Annotated in this window: 14 protein-coding genes; 2 read left to right on the forward strand and 12 right to left on the reverse strand. The window is 67.3% G+C overall.

Annotated features, from left to right (window positions below):
* Nucleotides 1–110: 110 nt before the first annotated feature.
* Together infB and SJY20_RS04460 are read right to left on the reverse strand one after the other, a co-directional pair.
* A complete protein-coding gene (gene infB / locus SJY20_RS04455) occupies nt 111–2,921 on the reverse strand; it encodes a translation initiation factor IF-2 (protein ID WP_380785395.1) in 2,811 nt (936 codons plus the stop codon).
* Nucleotides 2,918–3,640, reverse strand: coding sequence for a DUF448 domain-containing protein (locus tag SJY20_RS04460; protein WP_380785396.1), 723 nt, complete (start codon nt 3,638–3,640; stop codon nt 2,918–2,920). Before SJY20_RS04460 ends, infB begins: the two co-directional genes overlap by 4 nt.
* Nucleotides 3,641–3,756: 116 nt before the next feature.
* On the opposite strand from SJY20_RS04460, the gene SJY20_RS04465 reads away from it, so the two are divergent.
* Nucleotides 3,757–4,065 carry a GIY-YIG nuclease family protein gene (locus SJY20_RS04465; RefSeq protein ID WP_380785397.1) on the forward strand — a complete coding sequence of 103 codons (309 nt, stop codon included), beginning with the start codon at nt 3,757–3,759 and terminating at the stop codon, nt 4,063–4,065.
* 250 nt (nt 4,066–4,315) lie between these two features.
* On the opposite strand, the gene SJY20_RS04470 is transcribed toward SJY20_RS04465, so the two are convergent.
* Genes SJY20_RS04470 through rimP form a run of 3 tightly spaced genes read right to left on the reverse strand, consistent with a single transcriptional unit; the run spans nt 4,316 to nt 6,803 of the window.
* Nucleotides 4,316–4,549 (reverse strand): 4-oxalocrotonate tautomerase family protein, encoded by a 234-nt coding sequence (locus SJY20_RS04470; protein ID WP_380785398.1) that lies wholly within the window; start codon nt 4,547–4,549, stop codon nt 4,316–4,318.
* Nucleotides 4,549–6,210 (reverse strand): transcription termination factor NusA, encoded by a 1,662-nt coding sequence (gene nusA, locus SJY20_RS04475; RefSeq protein WP_380785399.1) that lies wholly within the window; start codon nt 6,208–6,210, stop codon nt 4,549–4,551. The genes SJY20_RS04470 and nusA overlap by 1 nt, the downstream gene beginning before the upstream one ends.
* Nucleotides 6,210–6,803, reverse strand: coding sequence for a ribosome maturation protein RimP (gene rimP, locus SJY20_RS04480; protein WP_380785400.1), 594 nt, complete (start codon nt 6,801–6,803; stop codon nt 6,210–6,212). Before rimP ends, nusA begins: the two co-directional genes overlap by 1 nt.
* Nucleotides 6,804–6,982: 179 nt before the next feature.
* Between rimP and SJY20_RS04485 the strand changes: the two genes are divergently transcribed.
* Nucleotides 6,983–8,116, forward strand: a complete 1,134-nt coding sequence (locus SJY20_RS04485) for a PQQ-dependent sugar dehydrogenase (RefSeq protein ID WP_380785401.1) — start codon at nt 6,983–6,985, stop codon at nt 8,114–8,116.
* A gap of 110 nt (nt 8,117–8,226) precedes the next feature.
* On the opposite strand, the gene SJY20_RS04490 is transcribed toward SJY20_RS04485, so the two are convergent.
* The 7 genes from SJY20_RS04490 to SJY20_RS04520 all read right to left on the reverse strand — a co-directional run bounded on the left by SJY20_RS04490 (nt 8,227) and on the right by SJY20_RS04520 (nt 19,721).
* Complete coding sequence (locus SJY20_RS04490) at nt 8,227–9,066, reverse strand: HpcH/HpaI aldolase/citrate lyase family protein (RefSeq protein WP_380785402.1); 840 nt, start codon at nt 9,064–9,066, stop codon at nt 8,227–8,229.
* On the reverse strand, nt 9,063–10,580 hold the full coding sequence (gene treF, locus SJY20_RS04495; protein WP_380785403.1) for an alpha,alpha-trehalase TreF: 1,518 nt from the start codon (nt 10,578–10,580) through the stop codon (nt 9,063–9,065). Before treF ends, SJY20_RS04490 begins: the two co-directional genes overlap by 4 nt.
* The gene (locus SJY20_RS04500; protein ID WP_380785404.1) at nt 10,577–12,196 is read right to left on the reverse strand and encodes an alpha-D-glucose phosphate-specific phosphoglucomutase; all 1,620 of its coding nucleotides are present in this window, start codon (nt 12,194–12,196) and stop codon (nt 10,577–10,579) included. The genes treF and SJY20_RS04500 overlap by 4 nt, the downstream gene beginning before the upstream one ends.
* Nucleotides 12,193–13,641, reverse strand: coding sequence for a glycogen synthase GlgA (glgA, locus tag SJY20_RS04505; protein ID WP_380785405.1), 1,449 nt, complete (start codon nt 13,639–13,641; stop codon nt 12,193–12,195). Before glgA ends, SJY20_RS04500 begins: the two co-directional genes overlap by 4 nt.
* 154 nt (nt 13,642–13,795) lie before the next feature.
* A complete protein-coding gene (glgC, locus tag SJY20_RS04510) occupies nt 13,796–15,058 on the reverse strand; it encodes a glucose-1-phosphate adenylyltransferase (protein WP_380785406.1) in 1,263 nt (420 codons plus the stop codon).
* 134 nt (nt 15,059–15,192) lie between these two features.
* Entirely contained in the window at nt 15,193–17,343 is a 2,151-nt protein-coding gene (gene glgB, locus SJY20_RS04515; RefSeq protein WP_380785408.1) for a 1,4-alpha-glucan branching protein GlgB, read from the reverse strand.
* Nucleotides 17,340–19,721, reverse strand: coding sequence for a glycogen/starch/alpha-glucan phosphorylase (locus SJY20_RS04520; RefSeq protein ID WP_380788558.1), 2,382 nt, complete (start codon nt 19,719–19,721; stop codon nt 17,340–17,342). The genes glgB and SJY20_RS04520 overlap by 4 nt, the downstream gene beginning before the upstream one ends.
* Nucleotides 19,722–19,726 lie beyond the last annotated feature (5 nt).

Below are 19,726 nucleotides of genomic sequence, written 5' to 3' on the forward strand. Positions count from 1 at the left end.
CCCGCTTGCGGGAGGGGCCGGGGGTGGGCTCCCGGCCTCAGCGTCTCGCGCCGTGGATGGCGGGTGCCCACCCCCCAGCCCCCTCCCGCGAGCGGGAGGGGGAGCAGTACTTACAGCGTGCGTTCGCGCATCTCGACTTCGAACGTCTCGAGGACGTCGCCGGCCTTGATATCCACGAAGTTCGACGTGAACGTCACGCCGCACTCGAGCCCCGCACGGACCTCCGCGACATCATCCTTGAAGCGACGCAGCGATGCGATTTCGCCCTGGTAGATGATGACGTCGTTGCGCGTGATACGTGCCTTGAGCGCCTTGCGGATGTTGCCTTCGGTGACGAGCAGACCCGCCGCCTTGCCATGCTTGCCCGCCGAGAAGACCTCGCGGATTTCGGCACGGCCGACCACCGTCTCGAACGCTTCCGGCCCAAGCTCGCCGGCCATGCCGGCGCGGATCTCGTCGATCAGGTCGTAGATCACGTCGTAATATTTGAACGCGACCTTCTGACGCTCGGCGATCTCGCGTGCCTTGGCGTTCGGACGGACGTTGAAGCCGATAATCGGCGCGCCCGAAGCCCCGGCCAGCGTGACGTCGGACTCGGTGATGCCACCGACGCCCGAATGCAGCACGCGCGCCTTGATCAGGTCGGTGGAGATCTTGTTGATCGCCCCGACGATCGCCTCAACGGTGCCCTGCGTGTCCGCCTTGACGACCAGCGGATACTCGATCGCCTGCTTTTCCTTGAGCGCGGAGAACATCGATTCCAGGCTCGCCGGAACCGACGTCGTGCGCTTGTCGGTCTTCACGCCCTTGCGGTATTCCGCGACTTCGCGGGCACGCGCCTCGTTCTCGACCACCGACAGCGGATCGCCCGCCAGCGGCACGCCCGACAGGCCCAGGACCTCGACCGGCATCGCCGGCCCGGCTTCCTTGATCTGCCGACCCTTGTCGTCGACCAGCGCACGGACCTTGCCGCTCTCGGCACCGACGACGAAGATGTCGCCGATCTTGAGCGTACCGCGGTTGACCAGGATGGTCGCGACCGGGCCACGGCCCTTGTCCAGCTTGCCCTCGATCACGGTGCCTTCCGCAGCGCGGTTCGGGTTCGCCTTGAGGTCGAGCAGCTCGGCCTGCAGCTGGATCTTCTCGATCAGCTGGTCGAGACCGGTCTTCTTGAGTGCCGAGACTTCGACGTCCTGGACGTCGCCCGACATCTCCTCGACGATCACCTCATGCTCCAGCAGGCGCTCGCGCACCTTCTGCGGATTGGCGCCTTCCTTGTCGATCTTATTGATCGCCACGATCATCGGCACGCCGGCCGCCTTGGTGTGGTTGATCGCCTCGATCGTCTGCGGCATCAGCCCGTCGTCGGCCGCGACGACCAGCACGACGATGTCGGTGACGTCCGCACCACGCGCACGCATCTGCGTGAACGCCTCATGGCCCGGCGTGTCGAGGAAGGTGATCTTCGACTTGTCCTTCAACGTCACCTGATAGGCGCCGATGTGCTGGGTGATGCCACCCGCTTCGCCGCGCACGACGTCGGTGCCGCGCAGCGCGTCGAGCAGGCTGGTCTTGCCGTGATCGACATGCCCCATGATCGTGACGACCGGCGGACGCGCCTGCAGCGTGTCCTCCTCGTCCATCTCGAAGTCGGACGCGATATCGATGTCCGAATCGCTGACGCGGGTCAGGTTGTGGCCGAACTCGGTCACCAGCAGCTCGGCGGTATCCTGGTCGATCGTCTGCGTCATGGTGACGGGCATGCCCATCTTGAACAGCGTCTTGACCAGGTCCGCACCCTTTTCGGCCATGCGGTTGGCGAGTTCCTGCACCGTGATCGACTCAGGCACGACGACGTCGCGGACCTGCTTGATCTGCGGCTCGCGCGGACCACCCGAACCACGGCGTTCCTTCTCGCGGGCACGCTTCAGCGCGGCGAGCGAACGCGCACGCGCACCATCGCCATCGCCAAGCGCGCGGTTGACGGTCAGCTTGCCCGCGGTGCGACGATCGTCGCCCTTGCGGTCGCGCTGCTGCGGACGGCTCGGCACCGCGTCGCGGCGAACGCCACCGGCAACCGCGTTCGGACCGGTCGCACCGGGACGCGCAGCACCAGCCGTCGTCGCGGTCGCTGCCGGAGCAGGTGCCTCGACGGGCTTGGGCGGCGGCGGGGGAGGGCGCTCGGGACGGGCGACCGGCGAGAACCGGCGCGGTGCCGGCATCGACGGATCGCGCGTCAGTTCGACCGTCAGCGGCGGAGGAGCCGGAGTCGGGGCAGGGGCGGGCACCGGAGCGGGACGCGCCGCGACAGGTGCCGGAGCGGGCACAGGCGCGGCAACCACTGGCGCCGGGGTCGGCGCGGGCGTCGGCGCCGCGGCGGGCTCGGCGACGACCGGCGTCGCCACGGGAGCCGCGACCGGCTCGGGGGCAGGCGCAGGGGCCGGCTCGGCAGCAGCGGCTGGCTCGGGAGCCGGCGCTGCCTTCTCGGCCGCGGCCTTCGCCCGGTTCTCGGCGCGCTGGCGCTCTTCCTCGATGGCACGCGTGCGATCGCTCTCGGCGCGACGACGCGTTTCCTCCAGCGTGTTCATGCGCTGCTCTTCGGCCTGGCGCAGCAACAGCGCCTGGCGCTCCTGCGCGGACAGGTTGCTCGGCACCGGGCGCGGTGCGACCGGCTCGGGCGCACGCGCCTGGGGTGCCGGCGCAGCAGCAGCCGCGACGGGCGCCGGTGCGGGTGCCGCCTCCTGGACCGGCTCGGGCTCGCCCGGCCGGCGCAGGACACGCGCACGCTTCGTTTCGACGATCACCGTGTTGGACCGGCCATGGCTGAAGCTTTGCTTCACCTGACCGGTCTCGACCGTGCGCTTCACACCCAGAGGTGCGCGCATGCCAAGTTTCGGCTTCTCGTTGTCGGTGTCGCTCACTCAAATTCCTCGTGTACGTTTGCGGCCGGTCGGGTGCCGGAAAGTTCGCCAGAAAGTTCGGACGCCGATGCGCCCTGCGAGGCCGTTTCGCAAGGCACGGGGGTAGGTTCGGGTCCGATAAAATGCAGCCAGCGGTCGAGCGCTTCGCTCACCCGCTTTGCCGCAGCACGATCAGTCAGGCCAATGTGTACCACATTTTCGCGGCCCAGCGCCAATCCCAATATGGTGCGCGTGACCGGCAGTGCCAACCCCCGCAGCCCGGAGCCCTCGACATCGTTGCCGATCCGCCACGCCTGGTCGAGTTTGCGGTTGCCGTCCTGGCTCGCGTCGGACGCGTGATACAGGCTGGCGAGCTTCCCCGACCGCGCGTTCTGCGCGATCCGGTCGGAGCCGATCAGCACCGTGCCGCTACGCGATTCGAGCCCCAGCCGGTCCATCGCATTGCGCTCCAGCGCCGCCTCGACCTGCGCGGGCAGATCGGGCGACAGCGTGAACTCGGCGGTCTTGAACGCCCGAGTCAGCACGCCCTTGAGCTTGCCCTTCTTCAGCGCAACCTCGAGTTCGGCACGGGTGACGCCGATCCAGGCGCCACGCCCGGGGGCCTTCGCGCGGACGTCGGGATGAATCGTGCCGTCGGGCGCGAGCGCCAGGCGGACGAGATGCGGGCGCGAGTCGCGCTCGCCGGATAGGATGCACCGGCGGATGGGGTCTTCGGTCATGCCGCGATCCTCCACGCCCGCGGAGAGATGGATACCGGAACAGGCCCGGCATGACGAAATAGCTCTCCGTCACCCCGGACTTGTTCCGGGGTCCATCGCGCGGCAGTCTCCGCGATATGAGGGACCGGCAGCCGTGCGTCTACATCCTCGCCAGCGGGCGCAACGGCACGCTGTACATCGGCGTGACGTCCAACCTGATCGGCCGTATCATCCAGCACCGCGAAGGCACATTCGAAGGGTTCACCAAGCGCTACGGCGTGACCCATCTGGTGTGGTTCGAGATGGCCGACACCATGGAAGGCGCCATCGACGCCGAAAAGCGCATCAAGAAATGGCCGCGTCGCTACAAGCTCAACCTGATCGAACGCGAAAACCCGCACTGGCGCGATCTCGCGGTCGACCTGGAACTGCCGCCGCTCGACTGACCCGTCCGGCGTACCCCCCGTCATGCCGGGCTCGTCCCGGCATCCAGAGTCGTAGAGCGCAACAGGGGTACGGAGACTAACCCTGGATGCCGGGACGAGCCCGGCATGACGAATGGTGAAACGCGTTAGCGTCTCATCGCTCGGGTCCGGTAGCCACGGCTCCCCGAACCCATCGGCCTGAGAACAAGCCGACCGGTCGACCCCGGACCGCGTCCGGGGTGACGGCGCGCGTGAAAAACGCCCTAGCGTCTCATTGCGAGGATTCCGCACGAGCGTCCTCCCGCACCGGAGGCGTCTTGTCGCGGTCGGCGATCAGCAGTCCGCCGGCGCCGTAATTCTCCACCGCGATCTCTTCGATCACGATCTGCACCGCAGCCGGGTTCTTCCCCAGCCGCTCGACGAGCGACTGGGTGACGTCGGCGACGATGCCGGCCTTCTGGTCCTTGGTCGCGGACCCGGAGATGCGGATGCTGACGAACGGCATCAGGCTTCGTTCTCCTCCGACGCTGGGGCTTCGGCAGCAGCTTCGGCAGCAGGCGCCTCGGCCGGCTCCTCGTCCGCGAACCAGTGCGCGCGCGCGGCCATGATGATCTCGTTGCCCTGCTCGTCGCTCAGGCCATACTCGCTGAGGATCCCGCCCTTCGGTTCCGGACGCTTCGGGGCGTCCTCGTTGCGGCGGCGCGGTTCGACGCGCTTCTTCTCGACCAGCTCGTCGGTCGCCAGATCGGCGAGGTCGTCGAGCGTCTTGATGTTCGCCTTGCCCAGCGTGACCAGCATCGCCTCGGTCAGATACGGCATGTCGATCAGCGCGTCGTCGACGCCCAGCGCGGTCCGCTCTTCCTTATTGGCGGCGTCGCGGCGCTCCAGCGCCTCGGTCGCGCGGTTCTGCAGCTCGCCTGCGAGGTCCTCGTCGAAGCCCTCGATCCCGGCGATCTCCTCGACCTCGACATAGGCGACTTCCTCGAGGCTGGTGAAGCCCTCGGCGACCAGCAGCTGTGCCAGCGTCTCGTCGACGTCGAGCTCCTTCTCGAACATCCCCGAACGCTCGACGAACTCCTTCTGGCGCTTCTCGGACGCATCGGCCTCGGTCAGGATGTCGATCGCGCTGCCGGTCAGCTGGCTGGCGAGACGGACGTTCTGGCCGCGCCGACCGATCGCGAGCGACAACTGATCGTCGGGAACGACCACCTCGATGCGGTCCTCTTCCTCGTCGATCACGACGCGGCTGACGGAAGCCGGCTGCAGCGCGTTGACGACGAAGGTCGCGGTGTCGGGCGACCACGGGATGATGTCGATCTTCTCGCCCTGCATTTCCTGCACGACGGCCTGAACGCGCGACCCCTTCATGCCGACGCAGGCGCCGACCGGATCGATCGACGAATCATGCGAGATGACGCCGATTTTCGCGCGCGAACCCGGATCGCGAGCCGCAGCCTTGATCTCGATGATGCCGTCGTAGATCTCGGGCACTTCCTGCGCGAACAGCTTCTTCATGAAGTCGGGGTGCGCCCGGCTGAGGAAGATCTGCGGTCCACGGTTCTCGCGGCGGACGTTGAGGATCAGCGAGCGGATGCGGTCGTTGACGCGCACCACTTCGCGCGGGATCTGCGCGTCGCGGCGGATGACGCCCTCGGCACGGCCCAGGTCGACCACGACATGGCCGAACTCGACGCGCTTGACGACGCCGGTGATGATCTCGCCGGCGCGGTCCTTGAATTCCTCATACTGGCGCTCGCGCTCGGCATCGCGAACCTTCTGGAAGATCACCTGCTTGGCGGCCTGTGCGGCGATGCGGCCGAACTCGATCGGGGGCAGCGGATCGACGATATAGTCGCCGATCACCGCGCCGGGCTGCAGCTTCTCCGCGCCCTTGACGTCGACCTGCTTGAAATAGTCATCGACCGCCTCGACCACTTCGACGACGCGCCACAGGCGAAGGTCGCCGGTGTTCGGATCGAGCTTGGCGCGGATGTCGTTCTCGGCGCCGTAGCGCGAGCGCGCGGCGCGCTGGATCGCGTCCTCCATCGCCTCGATCACGATCGCCTTGTCGATCATCTTTTCCGACGCGACCGAGTTCGCGATCGCGATCAGTTCGGCGCGGTTGGCGGTGACGCCAGAGGTCCCGGAGGTGACTGCCGTAGCCATCAATGCTGTCCTTTTTCGTTGGTCTCGGCGGCCGGAGTCTCGGACTCGTCTGGCACATCCTGATAGAACACCTCGTCCGCGCCTTCGATCGAAAGCGGGGCGGTGGCGGCGATGAGTCGGTCGGTCATGACGAGTTTCGCGTCGGCGACCCGCGTATAGTCGATCGTCATCAGCTTGTGCTTGGTGACGTCGACCGTGATGCTGGTGCCCTCGACGCCGATCAGGTTGCCCGAAATCTGCTTCCGGTCCTCGAACGGCTCGGTAAGGCGGATGCGGACTTCCTGCCCGGCCCAGTCGGCGAAATCCTGCAGGCGGGTCAGCGGCCGGTCGATCCCCGGGCTCGAGACTTCCAGGCGATAGGCGACCGGGATCGGATCCTTGCCGGCTTCCTCGAGCGCGTCGAACTTGTCCGAGATGCGGCGCGAGAGTTCGGCGCAATCCTCGATCACCAGCTGGCGGGTGTCGGGACGCTCGGCCATCACCTGCAGCGTCGGGTCGGACTTGCCGCCCTGCATCCGCACGCGCACCAGGCTCAGCCCCAGGGCTTGCGCCTCGGGCTCGATCAACGCGGTCAATTGGGCGATATCCGCCATCATGGCTCCAAACACGGGTCGTTGGCGCCGCGGGGAGAACCCCGCAGCCTCTTCATCTGACGATTTAGAGTAGGTGGAGGATATACGCGGGTTGTCCGCCCCGTACAAGCCCGCCGTACGGTCTTGCGCATCCGATCGCTGCTAACGCGCGTTGGACGTGAGATTTTCCCGGGAGAGAAATGATGCGCCACCACCTGCTAGCCTTGCCGATCGCGTTGATCGCCGGGGCGTCGAACGCCGCCGCCCCTGCGGTTGCCGACACGCCGCCGTCCGCCGCGCCCTTCACCCGCACCGTCGTCGCCGACTTCGATTCACCCTGGGCGATGACGTTCCTGCCAGACAAGCGCATGCTTGTTACCGAGAAGAAGGGCGAGATGCTGCTCGTTTCCGCCGATGGCAAGTCACGCCAGACGGTCGCGACGATCACCGTCGATTCGGCGGGGCAGGGCGGCTTGATGGACATCGTCCTCGCGCCCGACTTCGCGACCAGCAAGCGCGTATATTTCAGCTATTCGACCGCAGGGGAGGGCGGCAAGGGCGTCGTCCTCGCGCGCGGACGCCTGCGTCCGAACGGTGGCGGCGGCGAACACCTCGGCGAAATCGAGGCGCTGTTCAGCGCGCGTCCCTTCGTCGAGGGCAACGGCCATTATTCGGGCCGCATCGCCTTCTCGCCCGACGGCCGATACCTGTTCTTCACCAACGGCGAGCGCCAGAAATTTACCCCTGCGCAGGACCCGAAGGCCACGCTGGGGAAAGTCCTGCGCCTGACGCTCGACGGGAAGCCCGCCCCCGGCAATCCGCTCGCGAGCAAGGGTTTCGCGCCGGAGGTCTGGTCGTATGGCCACCGCAATTTGCTCGGCATCGCGTTCGACAAGGCCGGCAATCTCTGGGAGCAGGAGATGGGGCCGAAGGGCGGCGACGAGGTCAATCTGATCAGGCCCGGTCTCAACTATGGCTGGCCCAACGCCTCGAACGGCAGCCATTACGACGGCCGCGACATCCCCGATCACAAGGTTGGCGACGGCTATGAAGCGCCGAAAGTCTGGTGGAACCCGGTGATCTCGCCGGGCGGCCTGATGATCTATTCGGGCAGCATGTTCCCGCAGTGGAAGGGCGACGCGTTCATCGGCGGCCTGTCGTCGCAATCGCTGGTCCGCGTCCACCTGACCGGCACGAATGCGGCCAAGGGCGACCAATGGGACATGGGCGCCCGCATCCGCGAGGTCGAGCAGGGACCGGACGGCGCGATCTGGGTGCTGGAAGATGGCGGCGACTCGCAGGGGCGGCTGATTAAGTTGACGCCGGCGAAGTAGGGGCACCATCACAGACCAACCGTTCTCCCGCGAAAGCGGGAGCCCAGGGTTACAAGCGTACCGTTCGGAACCCTGGGCCCCCGCTTTCGCGGGGGAACGGGCTCAGATCGTCACGCTTCCGCCACCATCGCCTCGGCCTCGGCCAGATGCAGCCGTTCAACCATCTGGCCGTCCAGCCGGATCGCCCCCTTGTCCGCAGCATCCGGCACCGCAAACGCCGCAATCACCGCCCGCGCCCACGCCAGTTCCTCCGCACTCGGCCCGAACGCAGCCTCCGCCGCGCCGATCTGCGCCGGGTGGATCAGCGTCTTGCCGTCGAACCCCAGCATCGCCCCCTGCGCGCATTCCGCGGCCAGCCGGTCCGGCGCGTCGATCGCGTTGCAGACCCCGTCCAGCGCCGCGATCCCCGCCGCGCGCGCCGCCATCACGATCCCCGCCAGCGCCGGGACCAGCGGCATCCGGTCCGCACCGGGCCGGCACCGCATCTCCTTCGCCAGGTCGTTGGTGCCGGCTACCATCACCGCCAGCCTCGCCGCATTCGCAGCAGCAGACAGCGCCGGCAACGCGAGTATCCCGGCGCAGGTCTCGATCATCGCCCAGATCGCCGGCCCGTCCTCGCCCAGCACCGCGCGCGCGGCCATCAGGTCGTCGACCCCCGACACCTTCGGCACCAGCACCGCATCGGCGCCGATCGCGCGCACCGCCGCGGCGTCGTCCATGCCCCATTGCGTATCGAGGCCGTTGATCCGCACCACCAGTTCGCGCGTGCCGAACCCGCCCGCGCCGACCTCGGCGACCACCCGGTCGCGCGCGCGCGCCTTTTCCTCGGGTGCGACCGCGTCCTCAAGGTCGAGGATCACGACGTCGCACGCCAGCGTCCGCGCCTTCGCGATCGCCCGCGCGTTGGAGGCGGGCATGTACAGCGCGGTGCGGCGGCGGCGGATCGTCATGGCGCCATCAGCGCGCGCGTCACGCCGTTGGTCCAGCCGAAACCGTCCTGGTTGGGATATTCGCCGCCGCCGCCGGCCCGCCGCTCGACCACGTCGTATTTCTCGAGCAGCTTCCCGCTCGCCTCGTATTCGCGCTCGACGCTGCCGAGCCACGCGGTGGTGATCCGGTCCGCAAGCGCCGTCTCGCGGTAGCGCCGCAGGCCCGCGACCGCGATCCACTGCAGCGGCGCCCAGCCATTGGGATCGTCCCATTGCTGCCCGCTGCCGATCAGCGTGGTCCGCATACCGCCCTCGCCGACCAGCGGGACCAGCGCCGCCGCGGTCGCGCGCGCCTGGTCGTCGGTGGCGATCCCCGCGAACAGCGGGAACGCCATCGCCGCGCTCACGAATCCGGAGGGATTGCCGGTATCGATATCGTAATCGGCAAAGAACCGCCCGGTCCACAGATGCGCCCGGATCGCCACGATACGCGCGTCCGCCTTGGCGCGATACGACGCCGCGCAGGCTCGATCGCCCAGCGTGGCGCAGTTTGCCGCGATCGCCTGTTCCATGCCCACCATCACGCTGTTGAGATCGATCGGCGCGAACCGCGTGGTGCGGATCGTCGCGAGGCTGCGGCCATCGCCGAACCACCGCGACGAGAAGTCCCAACCGCTTTCCGCCGCCGCGCGCAGTTCGCGAAACAGCTGGCGGCGGTCGCGGCCCGGCGTGCGATCGGCCAGCTCGACATCCTCGCGATAACTCTCGTCGCGCGGACCGTCGCGGTCGTCCCAATAGCGGTTGAGCAGCGCGCCATCCGCCAGTCGCATCACCCGCGCGCGTTGCTGCCCGGGCTTCAGCGTATCGGCGCCGGCCATCCAGAAATCATGTTCCGCGCGCAGCTGGCGGTTGCGGACGGCGAGCGTCCTCGCATCGCGCGAAAGCCCGGCGATCAGGTAGAACACCGGCGGCTGCGAACGGCTGAGATAATAGGTCCGCGTGCCGTTGGGGATGCGGCCATAGCGGTCGATCAGGCTGCCGAAATCGACCACCATCTCCTCGACCAGGTCCTGCCGCCCCGACCGCGCCAGCCCCAGCATCGTGAAATAGCTGTCCCAGTAATACATCTCGCGAAACCGCCCGCCAGGCACGACGTAGCGGCGCGGCAGGCTGATCGCCGACGATCCGGCCGGGACGCGCGGCGTCGCGCGGGTCAACTGCGGCCAGCGCGCGTCGATATGCGCCTTCAGCGGCAGCCGCTCGGACGAGGGCGGCGGGGCGGGTGTGCCGGGTAAGTCGAAATTGACCCGGACGAACTGGCGTAGCGCCGTGTCGTCGTCGCACCGGCATCTCGCGTAGTCGGCGAGGATCGCCGCGGCGGTGCGTTTCGGCACGGCATCGGCAAAGGTCTTCGAGTCGGGAAAGATGCCGCGCATCTCGACCGCATGATAGAGTGGCCCGAACAGCTGCGCCGGAGATTTGGGCGCCGGCGCTGCCGCGATCAGCAGCGCCGGCAGGACATAGCCGAGTTTCACGTCACGACGTCCGGCGCAGTCCTCCCGGTGAATTTGACGATCCCGGCGATCGCATCCGCCGCCGCGACGATATCGGCGAGCATCTCGCCCGTCTCGCGGTCGAGATCGCCGCCGACTGCTTCATAGCGTTCGAGATACACCCGCAGCGTCGCGCCGCTGGTGCCGGTCCCCGACAGCCGGAACACGACGCGGCTGCCACCCTCGAACAGCACGCGAACGCCCTGGTTGCGGCTGACCGATCCGTCAGTCGGGTCGGTATAGGCAAAATCGTCCGCAGACTCGACCGTCAGATCCCCGAATTGCGTGCCGGGCAACGTCGCCAGCGACCCGCGCAGCGCCGCCATCAGCGCGTCCGCTTTGTCGCTTTCGACGGCCTCGTAATCGTGGCGCGCGTAATAATTGCGCCCGAACTTCGCCCAGTGATCGCGCGCGATCGCATCGACGCTCTCGCCGCGGACCGCCAGGATGTTGAGCCACAACAGCACCGCCCAAAGCCCGTCCTTCTCGCGGACATGGTCGGATCCGGTCCCCGCGCTCTCCTCGCCGCAGATCGTCGCGCGTCCGGCGTCGAGCAGATTGCCGAAGAACTTCCACCCGGTCGGCGTCTCGAATGCCGGGATGCCGAGCGCTTCGGCGACCCGGTCGGCCGCCGCACTGGTCGGCATCGACCGCGCGATACCCTTCAGCCCGCCGGTGTACCCCTTCGCCAAATGCGCGTTCGCGGCCAGCATCGCCAGGCTGTCCGACGGCGTCACGAACCTGTGGCGGCCGATGATCAGGTTGCGATCGCCGTCACCGTCCGACGCCGCGCCGAAATCGGGCGCGTCGGGGGCCATCATCGTCTCGTACAGCTCGTGCGCATGGACCAGGTTCGGGTCGGGGTGCTGCCCGCCGAAATCGGGCAACGGCGTACCGTTGCGCACGGTGCCCTTCGCAAAGCCCAGCCGTCCCTCGAGGATCTCGGTCGCATACGGCCCGGTCACCGCGCTCATCGCGTCGAACGCCATCGTCAGCTTCGCGGCACGGATCGCGTCGAAGTCGAACAGCGTCTCCATCAACGCGGCATAATCCTCGACCGGGTCGACCACCTCGACCGGCATCCCGCCGACCTCGACCACGCCGTCCGCATCCAGGTCGATGTCGTCGGCCTCGACGGTCAGCCAGCGATCGATGGTCAGCGTCCGCGCGAGGATGCCGTCGGTCACCTTCTCGGGCGCCGGGCCGCCATTGGCGATGTTGTACTTGATCCCGAAATCCTCGTCGGGACCGCCGGGATTGTGGCTCGCCGACAGGATAAGCCCGCCGATCGCCCCGCGCTTGCGGATCAGATGACTCGCAGCCGGTGTCGACAGGATCCCGCCGCGCCCAACCACCACGCGGCCGAAGCCGTTCGCCGCCGCCATCCGGATCGCGACCTGGATCACCTCGCGGTTGAGGAAGCGGCCATCGCCACCGATCACCAAAGTCGCGCCGGCCTTCTCGTCGACCACGTCGAACACCGACTGCACGAAATTCTCGGCGTAGTTGGGCTGCTGGAAGACCTTCACCTTCTTGCGCAGCCCCGACGTGCCGGGCTTCTGGTCGGTATAGGGCGTCGTCGGTACGGTACGGATCATGGGGTCCCCATCAGGTTCGCATAGAGCTGGGCGTAGCGGCGACCGCTTTCGCCCCAGGAAAAATCGGCGCGCATGCCGTTGCGCTGCAGCGTCGCCCAGCGCTCCGGCACCGCGAACAGCGCGATCGCGCGCGACAGAGCGTGCAACACCGTCTCGGGCGCGACGCCGTCATGCTGGATGCCGGTCGCGACGCCCGCGGCGATCGCGGCTTCGTTGGCATCGATCACGGTGTCCGACAAGCCGCCCGTCCGCGCCACCACCGGCACGCAGCCATAGGCCAGCCCGTATAGCTGCGTCAGCCCGCAGGGTTCGAACCGCGACGGGATCAGGATCGCGTCGGCGCCGCCCTGCAGCAGGTGCGAGACCGGCTCGTCATACCCGATCCGGACGCCGACCCGCCCGGGATGCCGCTCGGCCGCGTCGAGGAACGCGCGTTCCAGCGCGGCATCGCCCGAACCGAGCAGTGCCAGCCGGCCGCCCATCGCGACCAGATCATCAAGCACCGCCGCGAGCACGTCCATGCCCTTCTGTGCGGTCAGTCGGCTGATGACGGTGAACAGCGGGCCGTCGCCGACGTCGAGCCCGAACGCCTTCTCGACCGCGCGCTTGTTGACCCGGCGCCGCCCGATCGCGCGCGCGGTGTAGCGCGAAGGCAGGGCAGGGTCGCTGGCCGGGTTCCACACCGCCGGGTCGATCCCGTTGACGATTCCGGTGACCCGCGCCGCGCGCGTCGCGATCAGGCCTTGCAGCCCCATCCCGAATTCGGCGCGGCGGATCTCGGCGGCATAGGTCGGGCTGACCGTGGTGATCGCGTCCGCCGCCTCCAGCCCCGCCTTCAGATAGCCGACGCCGCCATAATATTCGACGCCGTCCATCGCAAAGGCAGCTTCGGGCAGTCCGAGCTCGGGAAAGATATCGGCGCCGTAGCGGCCCTGGAACGCGATGTTGTGGATCGTCACCACCGACCGCGCGGGTGCTCCGGGGCCGGGTGCCCAGCGCAGGAACGCCGGCGCCATCGCTGCCTGCCAGTCGTGCGCGTGCAGGATGTCGTAGTCATGGCCTGCGACCACCCCGGAGGCGAGGTCGGCACCGACCCGTGCGAGCGCGGCGAAGCGGCGCCAATTGTCGTCCCAGTCCGCGCCGCTCGCATCGCCATACGGCCCGCCGCCGCGCGCGAACAATTTCGGGGCGTCGAGCACCAGCAGCGGATATTCGCCGATCCGCGTCGCCAGCACCCGCGCCGGCGCACCGAACAGGTCGGCATAGCGATGCACCATTTTCGCGCCCTTGCTGACGGCTGCAAGAGCGGGATAGCCCGGCAGCAACGTCGTCATCTCGACGCCGTGCGGCGCCAGCGCGGCCGGCAACGCGCCGACGACATCGGCCAGCCCGCCGGTCTTGATCAGGGGATACGCCTCGGAAGCAACGGACAGAACGCGGGTCATCGAATCAATTCCGAAGGGTCAGCAAGTCCTCTCCCCTCCCTGGAAGGGAGGGGTTGGGGGTGTGTCGGCTTGTGGCACGAACGGCGTTTCGCCAAGGGCAAACCCACCCCCGACCCCTCCCTTTCAGGGAGGGGAGCAGAAGCGGCGTCGCGCCTCACGGCGTCAGCGCATCGATCATCGACTTGGTGATCAGCACCACGCCATTGTCGGTCCGCCGAAACCGCTGCGCATCCAGCACCGGGTCCTCGCCCACCACGAGTCCATCGGGAATGACGACACCGCGATCGACCACCACCTTCGACAGCCGCGCCCCGCGTCCGATCTGGCAGCGCGGCAGGATCACCGCCTGGTCGAGTGCCGAATAACTGTGCGCGCGCGTTCCCGTGAAGATCAGGCTGCGGTGGATCGACGATCCCGAGATGATGCAGTCGCCCGACACCAGGCTCGACACCGCCTCGCCGCGACGCCCGTCGCTGGCATGGACGAACTTGGCCGGCGGCGTGACCTCGGCATAGGTCCATAGCGGCCAGCTGTGATCGTAGAGATCGAGTTTCGGCACCGCATCGGTGAGGTCGATGTTCGCCTCCCAATACGCATCGACGGTACCAACGTCGCGCCAGTACGCCTCTTCTTCCAGCCCCGATCGGACGCAACTGTCGTTGAAGCGGTGCGCGATCGCCTTGCCGTGCTTGACCAGGTACGGGATGATATCCTTGCCGAAATCACGCGACGATCCCGGCGTCTCGGCATCGCGACGCAGCTCCTCGAACAGCAGCTTCGTGGTGAAGACATAGATCCCCATCGATGCCAGCGCGATCTCGGGATTGCCCGGCACCGACGGCGGATCTGCGGGCTTCTCGACGAACGCGGTGACGCGGTCCTGCTCGTCGACCGCCATCACGCCGAACCCGACAGCCTCCATCCGCGGCACTTCCAGGCATGCGATGGTGACGTCCGCACCGGTCTCGCAATGCTGCTGCAGGATCAGCTCGTAATCCATCTTGTAGATGTGATCGCCGGCCAGGATGACCATGTATTCGGGCGCGTGGCTCTCGATGATGTCGATGTTCTGGTAGACCGCGTCGGCGGTGCCTTCGTACCATTGGAACTCGCTGATCCGCTGCGATGCGGGCAGGATGTCGAAGCTCTCGTTGCGTTCCGAACGCAGGAAGTTCCAGCCGCTCTGCAGGTGCCGGATCAGCGAATGCGCCTTGTACTGCGTCGCGACGCCGATCCGGCGGATGCCCGAATTGATCGCGTTGGACAGCGCGAAGTCGATGATCCGCGCCTTGCCACCGAAATACACCGCGGGTTTCGCGCGCGTGTCGGTCAGCTCCATCAGCCGACTGCCGCGGCCGCCCGCCAGCACATAAGCCATCGCATCGCGTGCCAGCGGTTGTCCGCGCCGTTCGACCATTTCCGTCTCTCCCCGATTCTTCGGTTTCTATACCTTCGTCACCCCGGACTTGTTCCGGGGTCCAGGGTTCCGCGCCCCACAGCCGACGGGGCTGCGGAACCCTGGATGCCGGGACGGGCCCGGTATGACGGATGCTATCCCTCGTATTCCAGCATGATCGTCGCCAGCGGGGGCAGGCACACCCACGCCGCGCCATCCTTGGCGACCACGCCGCCCAGATTGCCGAGCCCGCTGCCCCAGTAATCGCGCGCATCGCTGTTGATGATCTCGCACCAGCGCCCGTCGTGCGGCAGGGGGATCCGATACGGCGCGCGTGCGATCGGCGTCATGTTCGCGATCACCGCGATCGGCTTGGCGCCCGGGCTCTTGCGGAGCCACGCGAACACCGAATTGGCGGCGTCGTCGGCGATCAGCCACTCGAAACCCTCGCTCTCGCAGTCGCGGCCGTGCAGCGCGGGCTTGTCGCGATAAACCTGGTTCAGGTCGCGGACCAGGTTGCGGACGCCCTCGTGGCTGCGATTGACGCGCAGGCTCCAGTCGAGCGCGCGATCCTCGCTCCACTCGCGGCGCTGCGCGAACTCCTGTCCCATGAACAGCAGCTTCTTGCCGGGGTATCCCCACATGAACGCGTAATAGGCGCGCAGATTGGCGAATTGCTGCCAGTCGTCGCCCGGCATCTTGGTCAGCAGCGATCCCTTGCCGTGGACGACTTCGTCATGGCTCAGCGGCAGGACGAAATTCTCGCTGAACGCATAGACCAGCCCGAAATTGATTTCGCCGTGGTGATGCTTCCGGTGCAGCGGATCGCGCTGCATGTATTGCAGCGTGTCGTGCATGAAGCCCATGTTCCACTTGAACCCGAACCCCAATCCCCCCTCGTGGACCGGTTTCGACACGCCGGGCCACGACGTCGATTCCTCGGCGACGGTGAACACGCCGGGGTGCTGGCCATAGATTTCGCGGTTGACCGCCTGGAGGAATTTCACCGCCTCCCAGTTCTCGCGCCCGCCATCCTCGTTGGGGATCCATTCGCCGCTTTTCCGCGAATAATCGCGGTACAGCATCGATGCGACCGCATCCACGCGAAGCCCGTCGATATGATAGCGCTCGGCCCAGAACAGCGCGTTGTTGACCAGGAACGACGCCACCTCACGCCGCCCGAAATTATAGATCGCGGTGTTCCAGTCGGGGTGGAAGCCCAGCCGCGGATCGGCATGTTCGTACAGCGCGGTGCCGTCGAAGTGCGCCAGCCCGAACGCATCGGTCGGGAAGTGCGCCGGCACCCAGTCGAGCAGCACGCCCAGCCCGGCGCGGTGCGCGCCGTCGACGAACCGCGCAAAGCCGTCGACATCGCCGAACCGCGCTGACGGCGCGTACAGTCCGGTGGTCTGATAGCCCCAGCTGGGATCGTACGGATGCTCGCTGATCGGCATGAACTCGATGTGCGTGAAGCCCATCTCGACCACGTACGGGATCAACCGGTCGGCTAGCGCATCCCAGGTCAGGAACCAGCCGTCGGCGTCGCGCTCCCACGATCCGGCATGGACTTCGTAGATGCTGATCGGCACGCGGCGCGGATCGACCGAGGCCCAGTGCGCGCGGTGATCGGCATCGCCCCAATCGTGCACCATGTCGCGCGTGATCGAAGCGCTCGCGGGGCGCAGTTCGGCGGCGAACGCGAACGGATCGGCCTTGAGCGGCTGAATCTCACCCCCGGCACCGACGATCTCGAACTTGTAGCTACGATATTCCGCCAGGTCGGGGATGAAGATCTCCCACACCCCGACGCCGCCGCGCTTGCGCATCGCGTGGCGGCGGCCGTCCCAGTCGTTGAAGTCGCCGACCACCGAGACCCGCTGCGCGTTCGGGGCCCACAGCGCGAAATGCACGCCGCGCACGCCTTCATGCTCGATCAGGTGCGCGCCCAGCTTGTCGTGCAGCCGCAGATGCGTGCCCTCGGCCATCAGCACGTCGTCGATCGGGCCCAGCACCGGACCGAAGCTGTACGGATCGGTCACCCACCATTCCGCGCCGCCGCCCTGTGCCTGGTACCGCACCGGCTGGACTTCGCCATCGACGATCCCCTCGAACAGCCCGCGATCGTCGATCCGCTTGAGCGTTCCGATCAGCGCACCCGACAGGTCATGCGCCTTCGCGGTCTCGGCACCCGGTATCCAGGCGCGCGCGAACACGCCCTTGGGTCCGGCATGCAGCCCCAGCAGCGAGAACGGGTCGTCGTGCCGCCCCTCGATCAGGGCGACGATGGCACCGGGGGGTGGCTTCACATGACCGTCCAGATCTCGCGGGCATATTCGCGGATGGTGCGATCGGACGAGAACCAGCCGACGCGTGCGACGTTTCGGATCGCCGAGGCGGTCCACGCGTCCCGGTCGGTCCAACGGGCGTCGACGTCACGCTGCTTGACGGCATAATCGTCGAAATCGGCGGCGACCATGAACCAGTCGCCGTCGTACAGTCCGCCCATCAGCCCGGCATAGCGCGCCGGATCGTCGGGCGAGAACACGCCGGACGCGATTCCCGATACCGCCTGGCGCAGCTCGGGCGATGCCTCGATCACCGTACGCGGGTCATAGCCGTTGGCGCGCTTGGCGGCGACCTCGTCCGCGGTCATCCCGAAGATGAAGATGTTGTCGTCGCCGACGCGGTCCTTGATCTCGATGTTGGCGCCGTCCAGCGTGCCGATCGTCAGCGCGCCGTTCATCGCGAACTTCATGTTGCCGGTGCCCGACGCCTCCATCCCCGCTGTCGAGATCTGCTCGCTCAGGTCGGCGGCCGGCACGATCTTCTCGGCCAGCGACACGTTGTAGTTGGGCACGAACGCGACCCGCAACAGGTCGCGCGTCATCGGGTCGGCATTGATCCGCCGCGCGACGTCGTTCGCCAGCTTGATGACGAGCTTGGCGTTCTGGTAACTCGACGCCGCCTTCCCCGCGAACAGCTTCACCCGCGGCACCCAGTCGCGTTCGGGATGGCTGCGGACCTGGTCGTACAGCGCCACCGTCTCGACGATGTTGAGCAGCTGCCGCTTGTATTCGTGGATGCGCTTGATCTGGACGTCGAACATCGCGTCCGGGTCGATCCGCAGCCCGATCGATTCGAAGATGTGGTTTGCCAGCATGACCTTGTTCGAACGCTTCACCGCGGCAAAGCGGTCCCTGAAACCGGGATCGTCTGCAAATCCATCCAGATCGATCAGCTTCTCGGCATCGTCGAGGAATCCGTCGCCGATCGCCTCGCGGATCAGCGCGGTCAGCCCCGGGTTGCACTGCTGCAACCAGCGCCGCGGGGTTATCCCGTTGGTCTTGTTGTTGATTCGCGTCGGATACAGCCGGTGCAGATCGGCAAACACCGTCTTCTTCATCAGATCGGTATGCAGCGCGGCGACGCCGTTGATGCTATGCGACCCGGCAAACGCCAGGTTCGCCATCCGCACCCGCCGCTCGCCGCTCTCGTCGATCAGGCTGATCGCGGCGATCGCGCGGTCGTCGATCCTGGCGTCCGCACCGGCGGCGCGCGCCTCGCGCAGCAGCTTGGCGTTGACCTGATAGACGATCTGCATGTGCCGCGGCAGCAACCGCTCGAACAGCGGCAGCGGCCAGCTTTCCAGCGCCTCGGGCAGCAGGGTGTGGTTGGTATAGCCAAAGGTCCGCTTGGTGATGTCCCATGCCGCGTCGAACGCGAAGTCGTGATGGTCGATCAGCACCCGCATCAGCTCGGCGACCGACACCGCGGGGTGGGTGTCGTTCAGCTGGATCGCGGCCTTGTCGGGCAGCGTCTGGATGTCGCCGAAATACTGGATGTGCCGCCGCACGATGTCCTGGATCGACGCCGACGAGAAGAAATATTCCTGCCGCAGCCGCAGTTCCTGCCCCGCCGGGGTCGAATCGTTCGGATACAACACCCGCGTCAGCGTTTCCGCGCGCAGCTGGTCGCCCAGTGCGCCCGCGAAATCGCCGGCGTTGAACTTGTCGAGCTTGATCGGATCGAACGCCCGCGCGGTCCACAGCCGCAGCGTGTTGACGCGCTTGCCGCGCCAGCCGACCACCGGGGTGTCGACTGCGGTCGCCTCGACCGCTTCGGACGGGCTCCAGTGGACGCGGTTGTCGATCACCGTCGCCTCGCCGCCGAAGCCGACGAAATACGCGCTCTCGCGGCGTTCGAACTCCCACGGGTTGCCGTGCGCGAGCCAGTTCTCGGGCATCTCGACCTGCCAGCCATCGTCGATGCGCTGGCGGAACATGCCGTTCACATAGCGGATGCCGTAGCCATAGGCGGGCAGGTCGAGGCTCGCGAGGCTCTCCATGAAGCACGCCGCCAGCCGGCCGAGACCGCCATTGCCGAGCGCGGCGTCGGGCTCGATCTCTTCCAGTTCGGCGAGCGTCTGCCCGTGAATCGCAAGCGCGCGCGCGACTTCATCGCCGCGCTGCAGATTGGTCACCGCATCGCGCAGCAGCCGCCCGATCAGGAACTCCAGGCTCAGATAATAGACGCGCTTGGCGCCCGCCGCATGCGCCGCCTTGGTCGACGCCATCCAGCGTTCGACGATGTCGTTGCGCACCGTCAGGATCGTCGCCGCCAGCCAGTCGTGCGGCCGCGCCGCCTGCGCATCCTTGCCGATGCGGTGGACCAGCGTGTCGAGGATCGAAT

Source organism: Sphingomonas sp. R86521 (assembly GCF_042466235.1).
GTDB lineage: Bacteria > Pseudomonadota > Alphaproteobacteria > Sphingomonadales > Sphingomonadaceae > Sphingomonas.

Excerpts from the sequence above, each read along its gene's own strand:
- glgA (WP_380785405.1), bottom strand. The coding sequence starts at position 13,641 with ATGACCCGCGTTCTGTCCGTTGCTTCCGAGGCGTATCCCCTGATCAAG.
- SJY20_RS04485 (WP_380785401.1), top strand. The coding sequence starts at position 6,983 with ATGATGCGCCACCACCTGCTAGCCTTGCCGATCGCGTTGATCGCCGGG.
- SJY20_RS04460 (WP_380785396.1), bottom strand. The coding sequence starts at position 3,640 with ATGACCGAAGACCCCATCCGCCGGTGCATCCTATCCGGCGAGCGCGAC.
- SJY20_RS04500 (WP_380785404.1), bottom strand. The coding sequence starts at position 12,196 with ATGATCCGTACCGTACCGACGACGCCCTATACCGACCAGAAGCCCGGC.
- SJY20_RS04465 (WP_380785397.1), top strand. The coding sequence starts at position 3,757 with ATGAGGGACCGGCAGCCGTGCGTCTACATCCTCGCCAGCGGGCGCAAC.
- SJY20_RS04490 (WP_380785402.1), bottom strand. The coding sequence starts at position 9,066 with ATGACGATCCGCCGCCGCCGCACCGCGCTGTACATGCCCGCCTCCAAC.
- SJY20_RS04470 (WP_380785398.1), bottom strand. The coding sequence starts at position 4,549 with ATGCCGTTCGTCAGCATCCGCATCTCCGGGTCCGCGACCAAGGACCAG.
- nusA (WP_380785399.1), bottom strand. The coding sequence starts at position 6,210 with ATGGCTACGGCAGTCACCTCCGGGACCTCTGGCGTCACCGCCAACCGC.
- glgC (WP_380785406.1), bottom strand. The coding sequence starts at position 15,058 with ATGGTCGAACGGCGCGGACAACCGCTGGCACGCGATGCGATGGCTTAT.
- rimP (WP_380785400.1), bottom strand. The coding sequence starts at position 6,803 with ATGGCGGATATCGCCCAATTGACCGCGTTGATCGAGCCCGAGGCGCAA.